This window comes from Dorea formicigenerans, from assembly GCF_025150245.1.
Taxonomy (GTDB): domain Bacteria; phylum Bacillota; class Clostridia; order Lachnospirales; family Lachnospiraceae; genus Dorea; species Dorea formicigenerans.
In genome coordinates, this window is the sequence record NZ_CP102279.1 from 2,900,615 (window position 1) to 2,918,919 (window position 18,305).

At 43.1% G+C, this 18,305-nt stretch carries 13 protein-coding genes, 1 tRNA gene and 3 rRNA genes; 2 read left to right on the forward strand and 15 right to left on the reverse strand.

Annotation, left to right across the window (positions count from 1 at the left end):
- The first annotated feature begins 156 nt into the window (after positions 1 to 156).
- The gene (nagB, locus tag NQ560_RS14150; protein ID WP_005330740.1) at positions 157 to 888 is read left to right on the forward strand and encodes a glucosamine-6-phosphate deaminase; all 732 of its coding nucleotides are present in this window, start codon (positions 157 to 159) and stop codon (positions 886 to 888) included.
- 124 nt (positions 889 to 1,012) lie between these two features.
- On the opposite strand, the gene NQ560_RS14155 is transcribed toward nagB, so the two are convergent.
- A complete protein-coding gene (locus NQ560_RS14155) occupies positions 1,013 to 1,462 on the reverse strand; it encodes an ABC transporter permease subunit (protein ID WP_330666810.1) in 450 nt (149 codons plus the stop codon).
- 228 nt (positions 1,463 to 1,690) lie between these two features.
- On the opposite strand from NQ560_RS14155, the gene NQ560_RS14160 reads away from it, so the two are divergent.
- Complete coding sequence (locus NQ560_RS14160) at positions 1,691 to 2,011, forward strand: hypothetical protein (protein WP_052302903.1); 321 nt, start codon at positions 1,691 to 1,693, stop codon at positions 2,009 to 2,011.
- Positions 2,012 to 2,015: 4 nt separating this feature from the next.
- Here the strand turns inward: NQ560_RS14160 and NQ560_RS14165 are convergent.
- The 14 genes from NQ560_RS14165 to NQ560_RS14230 all read right to left on the reverse strand — a co-directional run bounded on the left by NQ560_RS14165 (position 2,016) and on the right by NQ560_RS14230 (position 18,248).
- Positions 2,016 to 2,087, reverse strand: a tRNA-Asn gene (locus NQ560_RS14165).
- Between the two features lie 109 nt (positions 2,088 to 2,196).
- A 23S ribosomal RNA gene (locus NQ560_RS14170) occupies positions 2,197 to 5,085 on the reverse strand.
- 543 nt (positions 5,086 to 5,628) lie between these two features.
- Positions 5,629 to 5,746 (reverse strand): 5S ribosomal RNA (gene rrf / locus NQ560_RS14175).
- A 119-nt stretch (positions 5,747 to 5,865) separates the two neighbouring features.
- A 16S ribosomal RNA gene (locus NQ560_RS14180) occupies positions 5,866 to 7,396 on the reverse strand.
- Together the 16S, 23S and 5S rRNA genes with 1 tRNA gene alongside form the textbook arrangement of a ribosomal RNA operon.
- A gap of 652 nt (positions 7,397 to 8,048) precedes the next feature.
- Entirely contained in the window at positions 8,049 to 8,984 is a 936-nt protein-coding gene (locus tag NQ560_RS14185) for a CvpA family protein (RefSeq protein ID WP_005335294.1), read from the reverse strand.
- A 9-nt stretch (positions 8,985 to 8,993) separates the two neighbouring features.
- Positions 8,994 to 10,241: a DUF5711 family protein gene (locus NQ560_RS14190; protein ID WP_005335293.1), complete on the reverse strand. Its 1,248-nt coding sequence runs from the start codon at positions 10,239 to 10,241 to the stop codon at positions 8,994 to 8,996.
- Positions 10,242 to 10,294: 53 nt separating this feature from the next.
- Positions 10,295 to 11,461, reverse strand: a complete 1,167-nt coding sequence (locus NQ560_RS14195) for a LysM peptidoglycan-binding domain-containing protein (protein ID WP_005335292.1) — start codon at positions 11,459 to 11,461, stop codon at positions 10,295 to 10,297.
- A gap of 117 nt (positions 11,462 to 11,578) precedes the next feature.
- A complete protein-coding gene (locus NQ560_RS14200) occupies positions 11,579 to 12,040 on the reverse strand; it encodes an HD domain-containing protein (RefSeq protein WP_005335291.1) in 462 nt (153 codons plus the stop codon).
- Between the two features lie 92 nt (positions 12,041 to 12,132).
- Positions 12,133 to 12,786 carry a fructose-6-phosphate aldolase gene (fsa, locus tag NQ560_RS14205; protein WP_005335290.1) on the reverse strand — a complete coding sequence of 218 codons (654 nt, stop codon included), beginning with the start codon at positions 12,784 to 12,786 and terminating at the stop codon, positions 12,133 to 12,135.
- A 359-nt stretch (positions 12,787 to 13,145) separates the two neighbouring features.
- Positions 13,146 to 14,477, reverse strand: coding sequence for an IS4 family transposase (locus NQ560_RS14210; protein WP_005331271.1), 1,332 nt, complete (start codon positions 14,475 to 14,477; stop codon positions 13,146 to 13,148).
- A gap of 184 nt (positions 14,478 to 14,661) precedes the next feature.
- On the reverse strand, positions 14,662 to 15,258 hold the full coding sequence (recR, locus tag NQ560_RS14215) for a recombination mediator RecR (RefSeq protein ID WP_005335277.1): 597 nt from the start codon (positions 15,256 to 15,258) through the stop codon (positions 14,662 to 14,664).
- Entirely contained in the window at positions 15,245 to 15,586 is a 342-nt protein-coding gene (locus NQ560_RS14220) for a YbaB/EbfC family nucleoid-associated protein (RefSeq protein WP_005335276.1), read from the reverse strand. The genes recR and NQ560_RS14220 overlap by 14 nt, the downstream gene beginning before the upstream one ends.
- Positions 15,587 to 15,588: 2 nt before the next feature.
- Positions 15,589 to 17,166 (reverse strand): DNA polymerase III subunit gamma/tau, encoded by a 1,578-nt coding sequence (dnaX, locus tag NQ560_RS14225; RefSeq protein WP_040015638.1) that lies wholly within the window; start codon positions 17,164 to 17,166, stop codon positions 15,589 to 15,591.
- Between the two features lie 5 nt (positions 17,167 to 17,171).
- Positions 17,172 to 18,248 (reverse strand): 6-phosphofructokinase, encoded by a 1,077-nt coding sequence (locus NQ560_RS14230; protein ID WP_040015637.1) that lies wholly within the window; start codon positions 18,246 to 18,248, stop codon positions 17,172 to 17,174.
- Positions 18,249 to 18,305: the final 57 nt, after the last annotated feature.

Here is an 18,305-nt window from a genome sequence, read left to right on the forward strand (position 1 = left end):
TGCTTATAATATTGAAATAATGAAACAAATCAGTATACTTAATATCAGAAACAGGAATTTTACATTACAGAAAACACATTTTATAACAACAAAACAAATGCATCTGAAATTTATTTATCAGAATGTAAAGTAAAAAAAGAAAAGTGAGGTATAGCTATGGTTATTTACAAAGCAAAAGATTATCAGGACATGAGTAGAAAAGCTGCAAATATTATTTCAGCACAGATTATTATGAAACCAAACTGTGTGCTTGGACTTGCCACAGGTTCTTCCCCAGTCGGAACTTACAAACAATTGATCGAATGGTATAAAAAAGGGGATTTAGATTTTTCACAGGTAACGAGTATCAATTTGGACGAATATAAAGGTTTAAGTCCGGAAAATGATCAAAGCTACCGTTACTTTATGAATACCAATCTGTTCAATCATGTAAATATCAATAAATCCCACACATTTGTCCCTAATGGTCTGGAAGCAGATTCTAAAAAAGCGTGTGATGATTATAATGAAATTATCCACAGCCAGGGAGGTATTGACCTCCAGCTTCTTGGACTTGGTCACAACGGGCACATTGGTTTTAACGAGCCTGGAGCTGCTTTCGAAAAAGAAACTCACTGTGTTGATCTGACAGAAAGTACAATTGAAGCCAACAAACGCTTCTTTGCTTCCGAAGACGAGGTGCCACGCCAGGCATATACCATGGGCATCAAGAATATCATGCAGGCAAAGAAAATTTTGGTCGTAGTCAGTGGTAAGGACAAAGCTGAAATCTTAAAGAAAGTACTCTATGGAGCAATCACTCCGGAAGTACCGGCTTCCATCCTTCAGTTACATAATGATGTAACAATCGTTGCTGATGAAGCTGCACTGAGTGAGATTGATAAATAATATCTACTGGACACCGGACATTGCAGTGTAACTTATAAAATGCATTTAGCTTTTGTTAAAAAAGGGAAGCTGTGATACACATCCATGTACCACAACTTCCCTATATTTTCATCTTCATTTAATTTTAATCAATTGTCCATTTAAGCAGCTGCTCTTTCACCTTTTCAAATATCTGCATTACAACTACTAACACAATTACCATAAAGATAAATCCAACCCAGGTATTGGCAAATACACCAAGTTCAGAATTCTTTTTTACAAAATAGCCCATGCCTGAACCGCCACCATACATTTCGGCAAATACAAGCATTACAAAAGAACTTCTCAGTGAATTTACAAAACCGGCCAGAATAGATGGACTTGCTGCCGGCAGAATTACTTTCATGAACCGCTTTACACCTGTCAGTTCCAATGTAGCTGCCTTGTCCAAATAGCGCTTATCAATGGTCATGATTCCTGTGATTGTAGCAAATAATGTTGCCCAGACAATATTATATACAACCAAAAATATGGAAGCTGATAATAATGTTGGTGACAACAACAGTACAAACGGCGACAATAAGGCAGATAACAATTCTTGTTATCTGTAAAAGTATCTATATTAACTTCATTCATTTTCGGAGCCTATTATAACATCAGGCAAGATTCCAAAGTGATGAACAACAAACTGATGAAAACTGTTAAAGGATTGTGATGAATTTCACTTAATATACTAGCATAAATATTAAGTATATGTTAATATATCTGTAAAATAAAACTTTTCTGTCAGACAGTGTTCATCTGAACTATGAGAGGAAAGTATATGACTAAAAGAAATACAGCAAAAAAAACGCAAACATTGAAAGCCCAGACTGCGGGGAAACAGAAACTTAAGACGCAAGTAGCAGAATCACGGAATTCTGATGATTTTATTATGTTTCCGACTGCGGATTTCTGTTTTAAAGAATTAATGCAAAATGAAAAGGTTCGCAAAGGTATTATATCTGCAATATTGAGTGTTGACCCAAAAGATGTAGATAGTTCCAAACAGCCCCTGTCTATCAACCATTTATTTTTCTTTCCGAATAAATATATTATTACTTTGTATACTAAAAAACCTGTAAGCATAATACTTACAGGTTAACTAACTCCCCGAGTAGGGTTCGAACCTACGACCCTTCGGTTAACAGCCGAATGCTCTACCACTGAGCTATCGAGGAATAACAAATATATAATAAACCCAAGTAACAAAAATTACAAGGGTTTTTTTCATATATCTTCAAAACTGCATATAAGAAACTTTTTAACATCTTTACCTATCCACCTTACTTGGTTATGCCCTCGACCTATTAGTAACAGTCAGCTCCATGTGTTACCACACTTCCACCTCTGTCCTATCTACCTCGTCGTCTTCAAGGGGTCTTACAACTTTCGTTGGGATATCTCATCTTGAGGGGGGCTTCACGCTTAGATGCCTTCAGCGTTTATCCCGTCCCGGCTTGGCTACTCTGCTATGCTCCTGGCGGAACAACAGATCAACCAGCGGCCAGTCCATCCCGGTCCTCTCGTACTAAGGACAGCTCCTCTCAAATATCCTACGCCCACGCCGGATAGGGACCGAACTGTCTCACGACGTTCTGAACCCAGCTCGCGTACCGCTTTAATGGGCGAACAGCCCAACCCTTGGGACCTACTTCAGCCCCAGGATGCGATGAGCCGACATCGAGGTGCCAAACCACTCCGTCGATGTGAACTCTTGGGAGTGATAAGCCTGTTATCCCCAGGGTAGCTTTTATCCGTTGAGCGATGGCAATCCCACTTTATACCACCGGATCACTAAGTCCTACTTTCGTACCTGCTCCACCCGTCGGTGTCGCAGTCAAGCTCCCTTCTGCCTTTGCACTCTTCGAATGGTTTCCGACCATTCTGAGGGAACCTTTGAGCGCCTCCGATACCCTTTCGGAGGCGACCGCCCCAGTCAAACTCCCCACCTGACATTGTCCCCCGACCTGTTTAAGGCCGCTGGTTAGAAACCCAGTACTGCAAGGGTGGTATCCCAACAACAGCTCCACGGCAACTGGCGTTACCGCTTCAAAGCCTCCCACCTATCCTGTACATGCAATACCGAATCCCAGTATCAAGCTGGAGTAAAGCTCCATGGGGTCTTTCCGTCCTGGCGCAGGTAACCAGCATCTTCACTGGTATTTCAATTTCACCGGGTGCATTGTTGAGACAGTGCCCAAATCATTACGCCTTTCGTGCGGGTCGGAACTTACCCGACAAGGAATTTCGCTACCTTAGGACCGTTATAGTTACGGCCGCCGTTTACTGGGGCTTAAGTTCAAAGCTTCGCTTGCGCTAACCTCTCCCCTTAACCTTCCAGCACCGGGCAGGCGTCAGCCCATATACTTCACCTTTCGGTTTTGCATAGACCTGTGTTTTTGCTAAACAGTTGCTTGGGCCAATTCTCTGCGGCCACCTCTCAGTGGCACTCCTTCTCCCGAAGTTACGGAGTCATTTTGCCGAGTTCCTTAACAATGCTTCTCCCGTCGGCCTTAGGATTCTCTCCTCATCCACCTGTGTCGGTTTACGGTACGGGCGCGATACAAACAATAGCGGCTTTTCTTGACGCATGGCTCACACTCTTCCCTACTCTTAATTCGGTACGCATCACATCTTCGGATTGCCGTACGGATTTGCCAGTACGACTCCTACCTTGCTTGCGCCGGGCTTTCCATTCCCGGCTTGTGCTCTCCACACGTGTCCCCACAGTTCTGTTATATCGCGGTACAGGAATTTCAACCTGTTGTCCATCGGTTACGTCTTTCGACCTGGCCTTAGGCCCCGACTTACCCAGAGCAGATCAGCTTTACTCTGGAAACCTTAGATATTCGGCCGGAAGGATTCTCACCTTCCTCTCGCTACTCATTCCGGCATTCTCTCTTCTATACAGTCCACAGCTCCTTATCGGTACTGCTTCTTCCCGTATACAATGCTCCTCTACCAATGTACAAGTACATTCCTGAGCTTCGGTAGTGTGTTTCAGCCCCGGACATTTTCGGCGCAGGACCTCTCGACTAGTGAGCTATTACGCACTCTTTGAATGTATGGCTGCTTCTGAGCCAACATCCTAGTTGTCTTCGAAATCCCACATCCTTTTCCACTTAACACACATTTTGGGACCTTAGCTGCAGGTCTGGGCTCTTTCCCTTTTGACTACCCAACTTATCTCGTGCAGTCTGACTCCCATACACCATCTACGCGGCATTCGGAGTTTGATATTCTTCGGTAAGCTTTGACGCCCCCTAGGAAATTCAGTGCTCTACCTCCGCAAGACTTGTATGAGGCTAGCCCTAAAGCTATTTCGAGGAGAACCAGCTATCTCCGGGTTCGATTGGAATTTCTCCCCTATCCACACCTCATCCCCACCCTTTTCAACGGATGTGGGTTCGGACCTCCATTGCCTTTTACGGCAACTTCATCCTGGACATGGATAGGTCACCCGGTTTCGGGTCTACTCCGACTGACTCTTCGCCCTATTCAGACTTGGTTTCCCTTCGGCTCCATCCCTTAAGGACTTAACCTCGCCAGCCAGCGTAACTCGCCGGACCGTTCTACAAAAAGTACGCGGTTCCACATTTAAAGTGGTTCCACAGCTTATAAACATATGGTTTCAGGTTCTTTTTCACTCCCCTCCCGGGGTCCTTTTCACCTTTCCTTCACAGTACTATGCGCTATCGGTCACTAAGGAGTATTTAGCCTTACGGGGTGGTCCCCGCATATTCAGTCAAGGTTCCACGTGTCTCGACCTACTCTGGATACCGCCATGCCAATCGACCTTTCACTTACGGGGCTTTCACCCTCTCTGGCCGGCCTTCCCAGGCCGTTCTGTTAAGTCTTTTGGATCAATTCCGCGGTCCGAACCCCGGAGTGCACGCACTCCGGTTTGGGCTCTTCCGGTTTCGCTCGCCGCTACTTCCAGAATCACATGTTGTTTTCTCTTCCTCCGGCTACTTAGATGTTTCAGTTCACCGGGTTCCCCTCCTAACGTTATGTATTGGCGTTAGGATACCTGAGGTTTGCTCAGGTGGGTTTCCCCATTCAGAGATCTCCGGATCATAGGATATTTGCTCCTCCCCGAAGCTTTTCGCAGCTTATCACGTCTTTCATCGGCTCTTAGTGCCAAGGCATCCACCATACGCTCTTATTAGCATAACCAACTTGCTCTCATCCACGGGAATGAATGATTGCTTACACATGCATAGCGTTGCATGCGTTGGCTTCTAGGTCAATTTTTTGGATTCGTTTTCTTCGAATTGTGTAGTAATTATTACTCTGTTTATAACAATTACCTCGGATGTCTTGATTAGATATTTAATATCTTATCTATATTTCTTATATGCGGTTTTCAAGGTACATTGCGAAACGAATATTTTCTGCGTTGAATGCTTGCATTCATAAGCTGTGAAATATTCTGTTTCATAGCGTGCCTGCACGCGACCGAAAGAACGAAGTTCTTGAGGTGCAATGTAAGCATTTGACTGTTTTATCAGCCATCAGATAGTTGAATCTCTTCAGCTCTCTGATCACTGGTAAAACCAGTTATTTTAACAGCACTGCCCTGCTGATTGGGTTGGCGTTGATAAGTTGTTGCTCATCTTTGCCTGTATCTATAATCAATCTCCCGAACATAATGTGGCGAATCCACAAGGTGTTCTAACATTGATGTTTATTTCTTTTCCAGAAATAAACTTTTTTATAGCCCGGCAGCCACCTACTCTCCCGTACCGTCTCCAGTAAAGTACCATCGGCCGCTTAGGTCTTAACCATCGTGTTCGGGATGGGAACGGGTGTTACCCCTAAGCGCATCGCCACCGGAAATATTTATTAAGCTTTTTACAGCCTTAATAACTAAATAACAGACAACAACCCTTACTTTTTCCGTTTTAGTTGGATTGATTCGGCTGCTTTGCAACCTACTTTATCCATCTTCCTTAGAAAGGAGGTGATCCAGCCGCACCTTCCGATACGGCTACCTTGTTACGACTTCACCCCAGTTATCGGTCCCACCTTCGGCAGCTCCCTCCTTTCGGTTGGGTCACTGACTTCGGGCGTTACTGACTCCCATGGTGTGACGGGCGGTGTGTACAAGACCCGGGAACGTATTCACCGCAGCATTCTGATCTGCGATTACTAGCGATTCCAGCTTCATGTAGTCGAGTTGCAGACTACAATCCGAACTGAGACGTTATTTTTGAGATTTGCTCGGCCTCGCGGCTCTGCCTCCCTTTGTTTACGCCATTGTAGCACGTGTGTAGCCCTGGTCATAAGGGGCATGATGATTTGACGTCATCCCCACCTTCCTCCAGGTTATCCCTGGCAGTCTCTCCAGAGTGCCCATCCTAAATGCTGGCTACTGAAGATAAGGGTTGCGCTCGTTGCGGGACTTAACCCAACATCTCACGACACGAGCTGACGACAACCATGCACCACCTGTCACCGATGTTCCGAAGAAAAACTTCCATTACGAAGCGGTCATCGGGATGTCAAGATCAGGTAAGGTTCTTCGCGTTGCTTCGAATTAAACCACATGCTCCACCGCTTGTGCGGGTCCCCGTCAATTCCTTTGAGTTTCATTCTTGCGAACGTACTCCCCAGGTGGACTGCTTATTGCGTTAGCTGCGGCACCGAATAGCTTTGCTACCCGACACCTAGCAGTCATCGTTTACGGCGTGGACTACCAGGGTATCTAATCCTGTTTGCTCCCCACGCTTTCGAGCCTCAACGTCAGTCATCGTCCAGTAAGCCGCCTTCGCCACTGGTGTTCCTCCTAATATCTACGCATTTCACCGCTACACTAGGAATTCCACTTACCTCTCCGACACTCTAGCTGCACAGTTTCCAAAGCAGTCCACAGGTTGAGCCCATGCCTTTCACTTCAGACTTGCACAGCCGTCTACGCTCCCTTTACACCCAGTAAATCCGGATAACGCTTGCCCCCTACGTATTACCGCGGCTGCTGGCACGTAGTTAGCCGGGGCTTCTTAGTCAGGTACCGTCATTTTCTTCCCTGCTGATAGAAGTTTACATACCGAAATACTTCATCCTTCACGCGGCGTCGCTGCATCAGGCTTTCGCCCATTGTGCAATATTCCCCACTGCTGCCTCCCGTAGGAGTCTGGGCCGTGTCTCAGTCCCAATGTGGCCGGTCACCCTCTCAGGTCGGCTACTGATCGTCGGCTTGGTGGGCCGTTACCTCACCAACTACCTAATCAGACGCGGGTCCATCTCATACCACCGGAGTTTTTACCACTGTACCATGCAGTACTGTGGTCTTATGCGGTATTAGCAGCCATTTCTAACTGTTATCCCCCTGTATGAGGCAGGTTACCCACGCGTTACTCACCCGTCCGCCGCTCAGTCACAAAAGTCTTCATCCGAAGAATCAAACTTAAGTGCTTCGCTCGACTTGCATGTGTTAAGCACGCCGCCAGCGTTCATCCTGAGCCAGGATCAAACTCTCGTTTAAAAATCTTAATTCCGATTTGACTCGGATTCAAAATCAAAGTTCGTTCCAGGTCAAGAAAACTACTAGCTTTCTTATCCCTTTTACTGTTTTAAGGTTGACATTGTCATTCAATGTCCGTTCTGAATTTTCTCTTAAAGAATCTTCAGGGTTGTTGTCTATTATTTAATTATCAAGGTTCTTTTTTGTTGTCATCTCAGCGACAGCTTATTTATATTATCACATTCACAATCGCTTGTCAACAACTTTTTTATTTTTCTTTTTCGCTGTCCGCTTCGATCATCTCTGTCGTTCGAAACAGCTTATCTAGAATATCATTTCTATCGACATTTGTCAACAGGAAATTTCATTTATTTTTTTTTGCGTTCCCATGAGCTCTTAAGCACTTTCCAGTCTTGTCTCACGCGACAGCTTGTATAATATATCATGCCTGTCCAGAATTGTCAATATTGTTTTTATTATTTATTTTATTTACACAATTTACACAATTTTAGTTACCACATTTCGCTTTACTTGTTCATATTTGCAGTTTGAATTACATTTCCCCCAAATTAATACCCAAAATTGCAATTAAAGTATCTTATTTTGCGAGAAGAGTTTCCATTAAACGCAGTTTGACACGTAGCATTTCACTAAAATACTACGTGTCAAAGCTTTAAAATTTCACCGCTAATTGCATAATCGGATTATAATCATATATCATTTTTATTATATCATTGTTCTGAATCAGCTCATAGGCTTCTTTTCCAATGCTTGTCATATAGAGCATTGTGATAATAATAAATGCCACCCATACAATGATAAGTGCACATCCAAGTCCAACAACTCCGCCTGCAAGCCGGTTAATGAATCCCAGCACAGGTAATTCTGCCACAATATCAAGTGCAAATACAATTGCACGCAATATAATGGTCACAATAAAAAATGTTCCCAGGAATGCAATAATATGAATAATTAGTTTTGACAGGAATTCTCCTACATACTGTGCAAATGTCTGTACTCCCAGTTGAGAATAAATTTCACTGTTATTATTGGTAGACAACTGTGTCTTAAATACTGCTGGAAGATCTGCTTTTTCTATAGCTGCTACCTGAAGATCTCTTGGAATATCCGCCCCCTCAATTGCATTTTTGACTTCTTCGCTGACTTCGTCATTATTTACACCGTCTAAAATACTGCTGGAAATTCCATACTGTGCCAATTGCTCTCCTGTAATCTTTCCATTTACAATATCATCTACCGACACACCGTAAGATTGCAATTCTTCTTCACTAATCCCTGCTGCCTTCAATGCTTTTCGTACACTTTCTGCTGAAATTCCCGTTGAACCACTGTCATCACTGCCTCCGGCCAACTGGGAAGCTGCCGCTTTTGCCATCGTGTTCGTCACCTGACTTTTAATCATGTCATCAATCGGCGTATGCTTTTCTATTGCCGATGAAACATAAGGTGATGCTGCAACTACAATGACAATTGTTAAAATCGTAGTCGCAAGTGACACAGCGATACGAATCGCTCCCCGGTAGATTCCAATCAAAAATCCCAGTAGAAATACTCCTGCTACTGCTATCGTTAACCAATTCCACTCCATACCTTCTCCTTATTTTACAAGACGGACATTCTCCATGCCGTTTGCATTTATCACAATGTATTTATTAACTCCCATAGTTGGAAAAATTTCACGAATATTCGTTTCTATCTCTCCTTCAAATTTCTGTATTCCGCTTTTCAGGAAAATACTGCAGTTATTTCCATCATACATAATCACCTGGCCGCCGCTTAATTTTACATTTCCATAATCCCCGGTAAAATCTTTTGACAATGTCTGCTTTCCCGACGTATTGTAAAGCCGGAGTTCATAACCGCCTTTTCCTTCATTTTTCAAGACCAGACCAATATATTTGTTATCATGAAATACGCTTTTTATCTCTTTGTCTATCTTAATCTGACTAGTCTCTTTCGGAACACTTTCGCCTTGATATATTGTCAGCATATTATCTCCGACTACTGCTGAAATCTTCTGGTTCATAAAAAATCCTTCTGCCATCAGTGTTCCTTTATATTCTTCCTGTGTAACCTGATGATCCGTCTCCTGTTCCCCTGCACTGCCAAAATTATAGTAAACTACCCTTGATGTCACACTGCCGTCCTGCGTATACAAATATGTGACCTGCATCACTTCTGCATCTGATGAAATAGCAACATCCATCGGGTATCCTGTTCCGGTCAGCGATGTCTTATGCTCCACTAGGATATTTCCTGCAGTATCATAACAGACGATTTTGGGTGATGAACTGTCTTTCAACACCGCACACACAATTCCCTGACTGGATACTGTCGCTTTTTCTATCGGAAGCGTTGTATGAATCTCGCCCTTTACACCGTCTTTTTGAAAAATGACAACGTCATTACCGCCTTTGTCAAAAATAATTGCACAATCATCTCCTGCTACAACAGTCGGAGTCTTAATCTGATAAGCCTGGTTCCATTTCTCTTCCCCCTGCTGACTCAAATATGCCATTCCATCTCTACTGTAACGAAGCACACCTTCTGAAAATTCCTTGTAATTGCTGTCCGTACTTCCTGCCTCCGGATAAGTGTTCGCCACCCGCACATTCGTATACGTCTGTAAATGTATAAATAAATAGATTCCTACAGAAGCTGCCATAATCAATATGACTACTGTCAGAATTCTTATTCTGATTTTCTTTTTATGCGCCTTCACCTGTTCCTCCAGTTGCGCCATCTGTGTTTCTTCATCTTCTGTATTGTCCATGATCCGCCTGACCAGTTTGTCCACATCTTCCGAGTCCCGCACCACCCGCAGATCTTTATTCTTTCGATTCAATATTCAGATTCCCTTCATATTTATTATTTCTCCCTATTGTACCACACTCCGAGCTATGGTAACAATAGCTTTTGCCCGATGAAAATCAGGTTCCCGTCTGACAGCCCGTTCATTTTACAAATTGCCTCTACATGGCCGGTATCCCCATATGTCTTCTTACTGATGCTTGCCAATGTATCTCCTTTTTTCACCGTATAATAGTCCGACTGACTGAGTTGTTCCTGTACGGTCGACACTTCCGGAACCGTTCCTTCTGATTTTGCATCGTTTGATTTTTTTGTATCACTGGAAGCTTTTACGGAACCGCTGGCTGCAACCGTCTCACTATTCTGATTTCCCTTTGTTTCCTCTTGATTTTGCCCTTCAGACTGCGCATTAATTTGATTTTCATTTTCTCCATTCACACGCTGGTCGTTCACCTGATCATTATCATCCACCTTTGCCTCTGTTCCTTTCGCACTTGCGAGCTGCTCAAGTGACTGCTGTACAGATTCCATGCGTTCAAAATTATTCATCATTGAGACACCTATTGCCAGTACCACCACCACAAGAAGCGCACTGGTCGCATATAATAATTTTGAACTCTGACTCTGCTCCTTAATCTCCATTCTCTGCCTCACCGCACTACGAAAATCCTTTGTAGCTCGATCCTCAACCATTTCACTGGGTGTCACGCCATTCTGCCTGCGTGTGTTAATCATGTAATTCTGCATTTGTGGATTTTTTTCATAATAAATGTAATGACCGCCGATCTGCATCAGCTCATTATATTTATAAGCAAAATACATCTCGTCACTTGACGAAGCATCTTTCCATATAAAAATCGTATTTTCCTGATCATACATTTTCCGGTGCAGCTCCTGCGCTCCCCGATTCATGCTCATTGGATGTCCTGTCTCCAAAAGACACCAGCCAATTAATTTCTGATCTTTGAAATACTCTTTTTGTTCCTTCTCTATTTTTTCCCAAATTTCTTCGGAAATCTTTAAATTTGTTCCTTCAACTTCTACATCTTCTGCCCGGATCGCTCCTGATATATACACAACCACCTTGTCCTCACATTTTGTGATCTCCCCGGTCAATGCCGCTGCTACAGGTTTCTCCATTGCTTTTTCCTGCAATTGCCCAAGAAATGTGTCTACATAATCCTCCACATAAATCTTTGGCTCATCACAGACATTTCCAATCTGTCTTACATTTTTCGGAAGCTGCCGTTCCATATACTCTCACCTCATTAAACATATTTGCCTCTATGGCGGTGTTAATGATAACACAGAAAATATGCATAATTTATCAATCGGTGAGACCTGTCCCGGAAACTTTACGGCATCACGCCCCTACTTTCGACGTCCTGTCTCCAGAAGACTGCAATACTTGTCAGTAAGGGTCGTAACCCAGCCTTCTCTCGTTCTCGGAAATGTCCGAAATGTCACCGGCCACATGTGTGTCCGGATAATATCTACTTCAATCTGATTTAATGGGAAATATTTCTTCGCATTTCGGTATGCTTTTTCCGGATGCTTCAGACCATGAAACCGCTCCCCCGTCTGGGCAGCATGCGTGTGCCAGTCATAAAGGAACAAATCATGGATCATACCTGCCCGCGCCGCAGATCTCGCATCCAGATGAAACATTTTACAGAGACAGTAATTGCAATAAGCCACCCTGAGACAATGTTTATAGCAGTTTGTTTTCCCATGCTGCGGATATTTTTTCATTTCCAGCACGACCGGATGCTCCGCCAGGTCCTGTATTGTCTTGTAAAATTCTCGTTTAGCGGCGTATTTATTTTTTGACATAACCGATAACTCCCCACTTTGAATTGCAAAAAGGCATGTCTCACCAAAGACATGCCCCTCATATTCATAGTTCTATATAAGCTCCACTGATCTTACTCGCCAAATACAGCTTTGTAATCAGCCTGGAATTTTGCGATTCCCTGATCTGTTAATGGATGATGTGTCATCTGCTCGATTACCTTGTAAGGTACTGTAGCAATATCTGCTCCGGCAAGCGCACACTCTGTAACGTGCATTGGGTTACGTACACTTGCTGCGATGATTTCTGTCTCAATACCTGCAACCGCGAACATCTCTGCGATCTCTGCAATAAGATCTGTTCCTCTTGTAGAGATATCATCCAGACGTCCTAAGAATGGTGATACATATGTAGCACCTGCTCTTGCAGCAAGAAGTGCCTGATTAGCAGAAAATACAAGTGTAACATTGGTCTTGATTCCCTCAGCTGTAAGAACTTTAACTGCCTTAAGTCCCTCTACTGTCATCGGAATCTTAACTACCATGTTCGGATGAATCTTTGCGATTGCTCTTCCTTCCTCGATCATTCCCTCAGCATCAACAGTTGTAGCTTTAACCTCACCGCTGATTGGTCCATCAACGATAGATGCAATCTCTGCAATAACTTCTTCAAATACTCTTCCCTCTTTTGCGATCAGGGATGGATTTGTTGTTACTCCGCAGATAACTCCCATGTCGTTTGCCTTTTTGATGTCCTCTACCTTAGCTGTGTCGATGAAAAATTTCATTTTTTCTGTTCCTCCTTTAATCTATGAACTCATTGTTCATTCTTACTGCCCACCTAAGCAAATTATAGACCAGTTGCCTGCATATATCAAGATATATTTTGTCAAGCAGTAAAACTGCACAAATCAATTGGGGACAGGTGTGAGAGGAGAAAAAAGGCGGAAATACGCGGTAGTTGAAAAAATTGGGGACGGGGTTTTTTTAGAAACAATGTCATTAAGTTAAGGATAAAATTGTAATTATTGAGGCTTTGACACTTCTTTTTTATGGATTGTCAAGGCTTCTTGTTTTTCAAGGATACTACAAGTAAGCAGCGAAAAATCCCTGCTTTCTCATGGTTCCTATTTTCATTTTTACAATCTTATGCTATCCTACTATTGAATGCTATTGCTGACTTTTTAACCGTATCTCGTGGAAAAGTCCGGTTATCCCTTATGGGGACAAGATAGTTCAGCAACATTTTTTCAACCTCTGGTGCTGCTAAAGTCTGGGAGCACCAGAATTCTCTACAAATACACATTGCCATTTTTATATTCAATTTATATTCATATTTCCAGTATTCCTGCTGTTTTACCGCAATTCCACCAACTATAGTTTTACAAAAATTGAACATAATTAGCTTTCCATACAATTCTTGTATGATTAATTCTGAGTTCTTAGAATGAACAGATGCAGCGCCAAGCGCATATTTTAACTGGTCAAATGCAGTTTCAATTCCCCAGCGCATATGATATAACCGTTTTAAATCATCTGCCGAAAATTTCTCTTTAGAAAGATTTGTAAACAGTACTTCAGTTGTGGTTTCAGAGAGTTTTATTTTTACAATTCTAAGATTTAATCGATATTCCTCACAATCGTCTGTGAAAAAATCAAATGTTGCATCACTGCGAATTCGTTTATATTTTCGTGGGTTTGTTTTTACTTTTTTGCTATGTTTTTTACAGATATAAAGTTCTTTTTCGATATCGTATTCTTCTGTATCAGGAAGATTCAGACCAGAACAGATACCTGTACCTGATTCTCTTCCCCGAACCACGTATTTATCCCCTTTTTGTTCTATATGGGCGAAAGTATTATAACTTTCGTATCCCCGATCAGCCATAAAAATAGCAGGAAACGCAGAAGACCGGCGGTCTACCATTTGAGCCAGGGCTTTATGCTCATTACATTCACAGATTGGCTGAAAAACGACATCTTCAAAAATACCACTCTGAAGATGGTACATAGCATTTAAATGTATCACATTTCTTCCCTTTGAGATATTGGGTATCTTACGCCAGCATAGTGGTTCTTTTAGATTTTCCGGGACAGAAAACTGGGAACCATCTATTGCCAGAAGTTGGTAACCCTGGAAAAGCGCACCTTTTTTACAAGTCTCTGTAAACGAATGGAACAAGGCCGGCATTGCAGAATCTGAAAGTTTTTGCCGAGCCTGAATCATAGCGGAACTATGCGGAATACCCGAATAGTCTGTTGAAAAGAAGAGTGGTTTCTTTGAAAAGTGACGGAATAATTCCTGATCCATACATTGTCCTTGCAGAGGGAGAAGGAATCGAATCACCTCTTCAAATGGAAGTTTACGATTCCTAGAAAAGTCTTTTCCCGGACGCTTTACGTGTGATGAAAAATCTCTGCATAATATTTTTATAGCAGACTCCAGTTTTTGCTTTACAATAAAAGAAATATTTGCCATTTGAACCTCCTAAAAAAGAATATATTCAAATGGCTTCGCCACACTTTTGTGAAGTTTTGTCAAGCTTTTAGGCAAAAAAAGTAGTGCAAAAAGTAAAAAACTACTTTTCACACTACTAAAATCCTTAACTTAATGACATTGTTTTTAGAAAAACCCCGTCCCAAATTTTCTTTTTTAGCACTTTTCACAATTGTGTGCGTCCTTCTAATGCACGCAATAATGTTACTTCATCAATATACTCCAGATCTCCGCCTACCGGCACGCCGCTGGCAATGCGGCTGACTTTGACTCCGGTGGGTTTTATCAGCTTGCTGATATACATCGCGGTCGTCTCGCCTTCCAGGCTTGAATTTGTCGCAATGATGACTTCTTCTACATCGCCTTCCAGGCGCCGGATCAGTTCTTTCAGCTTGATGTCTCCCGGACCGATGCCAAGCATCGGGGAGATTGCGCCGTGAAGTACATGGTAGACGCCGTTGTATTTTCCTGTCTTTTCGTAAGCTGCCAGGTCTCTTGTATTCTCTACAACCATAATTGTCTTATGATCGCGATTTAAATTACTACAGATTGGGCAGAGTTCCTGATCCGTCAGGGTGCAGCATTCTTTGCAGTAACGTACATTTTCTCTTGCCTCGACCATAGTGTCTGCCAGACGTTTCACCTCTTCTTTCGGCATATGTATCAGATGAAATGCCAGTCTGGATGCTGACTTTGCACCAATGCCCGGCAATCTGGACAGCTCGTCAATCAATTTGCTGATCTGGTTACTATAGTAATCCATTCATGCCTCCTGTGAATTTGGACATACTTGCTGCAGATGCTTCATCTACTTTGTCAAGTGCCTCGTTCACTGCTGCCACAAGAAGATCTTCTAACATTTCTACATCATCTGGATCTACAACTTCTTCATCCAGTTTTACTTTTACAAGTTTTTTGGATCCTGATACTGTGACTTCTACAGCTCCGCCACCAGCAGTTGCTGTAAATTCTTTTGTCTCCATTTCTTTTGCCTGCTCTTCCATCTGACGCTGCATCTTTTGAGCCTGCTTCATTAAGTTTGCCATGTTCCCCGGCATTCCGCCTCCTGGAAATCCACCTCTTTTTGCCATAATTAATCATCCTCCACTACAATATCCATATTGATTAGTTTTTCTATATCTACAAAACTGTCCTCAAATCTCCGTCCTTCTTCTACCTGACGGACATCGATGTCCAGTTTTTTTCCGATTTTACTCTCGATCAGATTTCTGATTTCTTCTTTATGTTCTTCTGTTCCTACTACCCCGGCTCCTACTGCATCCGGCAATACGATCAGAAGTCTGTTTCCTTCTCCTGCACTTAGTCTTGCCTGCTTCAGATAATTCCGCAGCATTGGCGATGCATCCGATGTGAGTTTACGGAAATCTTTTGCCACTTGTTTTACATCTTCATTCAGAGCTTCCGGAAGTTCCGGCTTTTTCTTCGGTTCCTGTTCTGCTCCTTCCGGTCCATTTACATAGACAATACGTTCTCTCGCCGCATTTTCCATAAAATCACCGTTTTCCAGCTTTTCCTCTATTGCCCGCAGGCGGTCAAGCAATGTATCTGGATTTGTCTCCATTGCCGGACGACACAATTTAATCAGTGCTACCTCCAGCATGACCCTCTTCTGGGTTGAATATTTTAACTGACTGGTCAAATCTGAAAATACGCGAATATACCGGATCAATGCATCATCCTCAATCATCTGAGCCTCTTCTTTCAGCCGTGCCAGATTCTCACTGGATACATCTAACACATCTTCCATATCATCAGAGCTTCTGACAAGCAGAAGGTTTCTGAGATACCACGTAAAATCTGCTGAGAGCTGCGACAGTTCTCTTCCCTGCATGACCAGCTCATCTACAATCTCAACGACACTGTGTACATCTCTGTCCAAAATCTTACGAAGCAGCCGGCTGAATACTTCCGTGTCCACCGCCCCCAGTACTTCCAGCACATGGTCGTATGTCAGCTTCTGTCCGATGTAAAATGCAGCACACTGATCCAAGAGACTTAATGCATCACGCATGGAACCGTCTCCCATACGTGCAATATATCGGACTGCCTTTTCTTCTACATCCCATCCTTCTTTATTAATCAATTCCTGCAATCTTGCTGAAATAGTCTCGATGGAAATGCGTTTAAAATCATATCTCTGACACCGGCTTAAAATCGTGACTGGAATCTTATGCGCCTCTGTAGTCGCCAGTATAAATATGACATACTCCGGCGGCTCTTCCAGCGTCTTCAAAAGTGCATTAAAGGCCCCGATAGACAGCATATGCACCTCATCAATGATATACACTTTATAACGTCCTTCTGTTGGACGGTAGGCGACCTCTTCCCGGATTTCACGAATGTTATCGACACCATTGTTGGAAGCCGCATCGATTTCAATCACATTCATGGAATTGCCCGCGGCAATCGCCTTACAAACTGCACACTCTCCACACGGGCTTCCGTCTACTGGGTGTTCACAGTTAACTGCTTTTGCAAATATCTTGGCAACCGTTGTTTTTCCGGTTCCCCTTGTTCCACAGAACAGGTATGCGTGTCCGATACGATCTGCTTCAATCTGATTCTTAAGCGTCCGCACAATTGCATCCTGTCCCTTTACATCTTCAAATTCATTTGGCCGGAATTTCCGGTATAAAGCCATATATGACATGGTTATTATTCATCTCCAAAACTAATTCCGGTGATCTTTGCCTGTCTAATGATCTCAGACTTCGGATCAACATATTTTAACTTTCCTGCTACTTCACTAAGCGGAACACGAACAATCTTATCATTCTTTACGGACATCATACAACCATAATTTTCATCTAAGATCGCGCGGGCAGCTTCTGCGCCGAGTCTTGTTGACAATACACGGTCAAATGGACACGGGGATCCACCTCTTTGTGTGTGTCCGGGAATTGCGATACGCACTTCCTGCTGAGTTCTCTTCTGAACTTTTTCTGCCATCTCATAAGCTACAGAAGGATATTTCTTCTTTGCCTGTTTGTCCTTTAATTCTTTCTTGGAAAGCTTCGCGTCTTCCTTGGAAATAGCTCCTTCTGCCACTGCGATAATGGTAAACTTTTTACCTGATTTGGCACGCTTGTCTATTGCCTCTGCAATCACATCCATGTCATAAGGAATCTCCGGAAGCAGAATAATGTCGGCACCGCCTGCAATTCCTGCGTGCAGCGTTACCCAGCCGACTTTATGTCCCATGATCTCAATAATAAATACACGGTTGTGGGAAGTTGCTGTTGTATGGATACGATCGATCGTATCTGTTGCGACTTCAACCGCACTGTGGAATCCAAATGTCATATCTGTTCCCCACAGATCGTTGTCGATCGTCTTCGGAAGCGTCACAACATTTAAGCCTTCCTCACGCAGAAGGTTTGCTGTCTTATGAGTTCCATTTCCACCAAGAATCACAAGACAATCCAGACTTAACTTGTGATAAGTGTGCTTCATAGCTTCTACTTTGTCCAGCCCATTTTCATCCGGTACACGCATTAGTTTGAACGGCTGTCTTGAAGTTCCAAGGATTGTTCCTCCGACTGTTAAAATTCCTGAGAAATCTTCAGCTTTAAGCATTCTGAAGTTCGAGTAGATCAAACCTTTATATCCCTCTTCAAATCCATAAATCTCCACGTCTTTACGTGCCTGAAACAGTCCTTTCACCACGCCGCGCATTGCTGCATTCAGTGCCTGACAGTCTCCACCACTTGTCAACATTCCAATTCTAAGCATCTGTTTTTCCTCCTGCATCTCGTGTCATTATCTTAAAGTCATCTAATAATTCCTGTC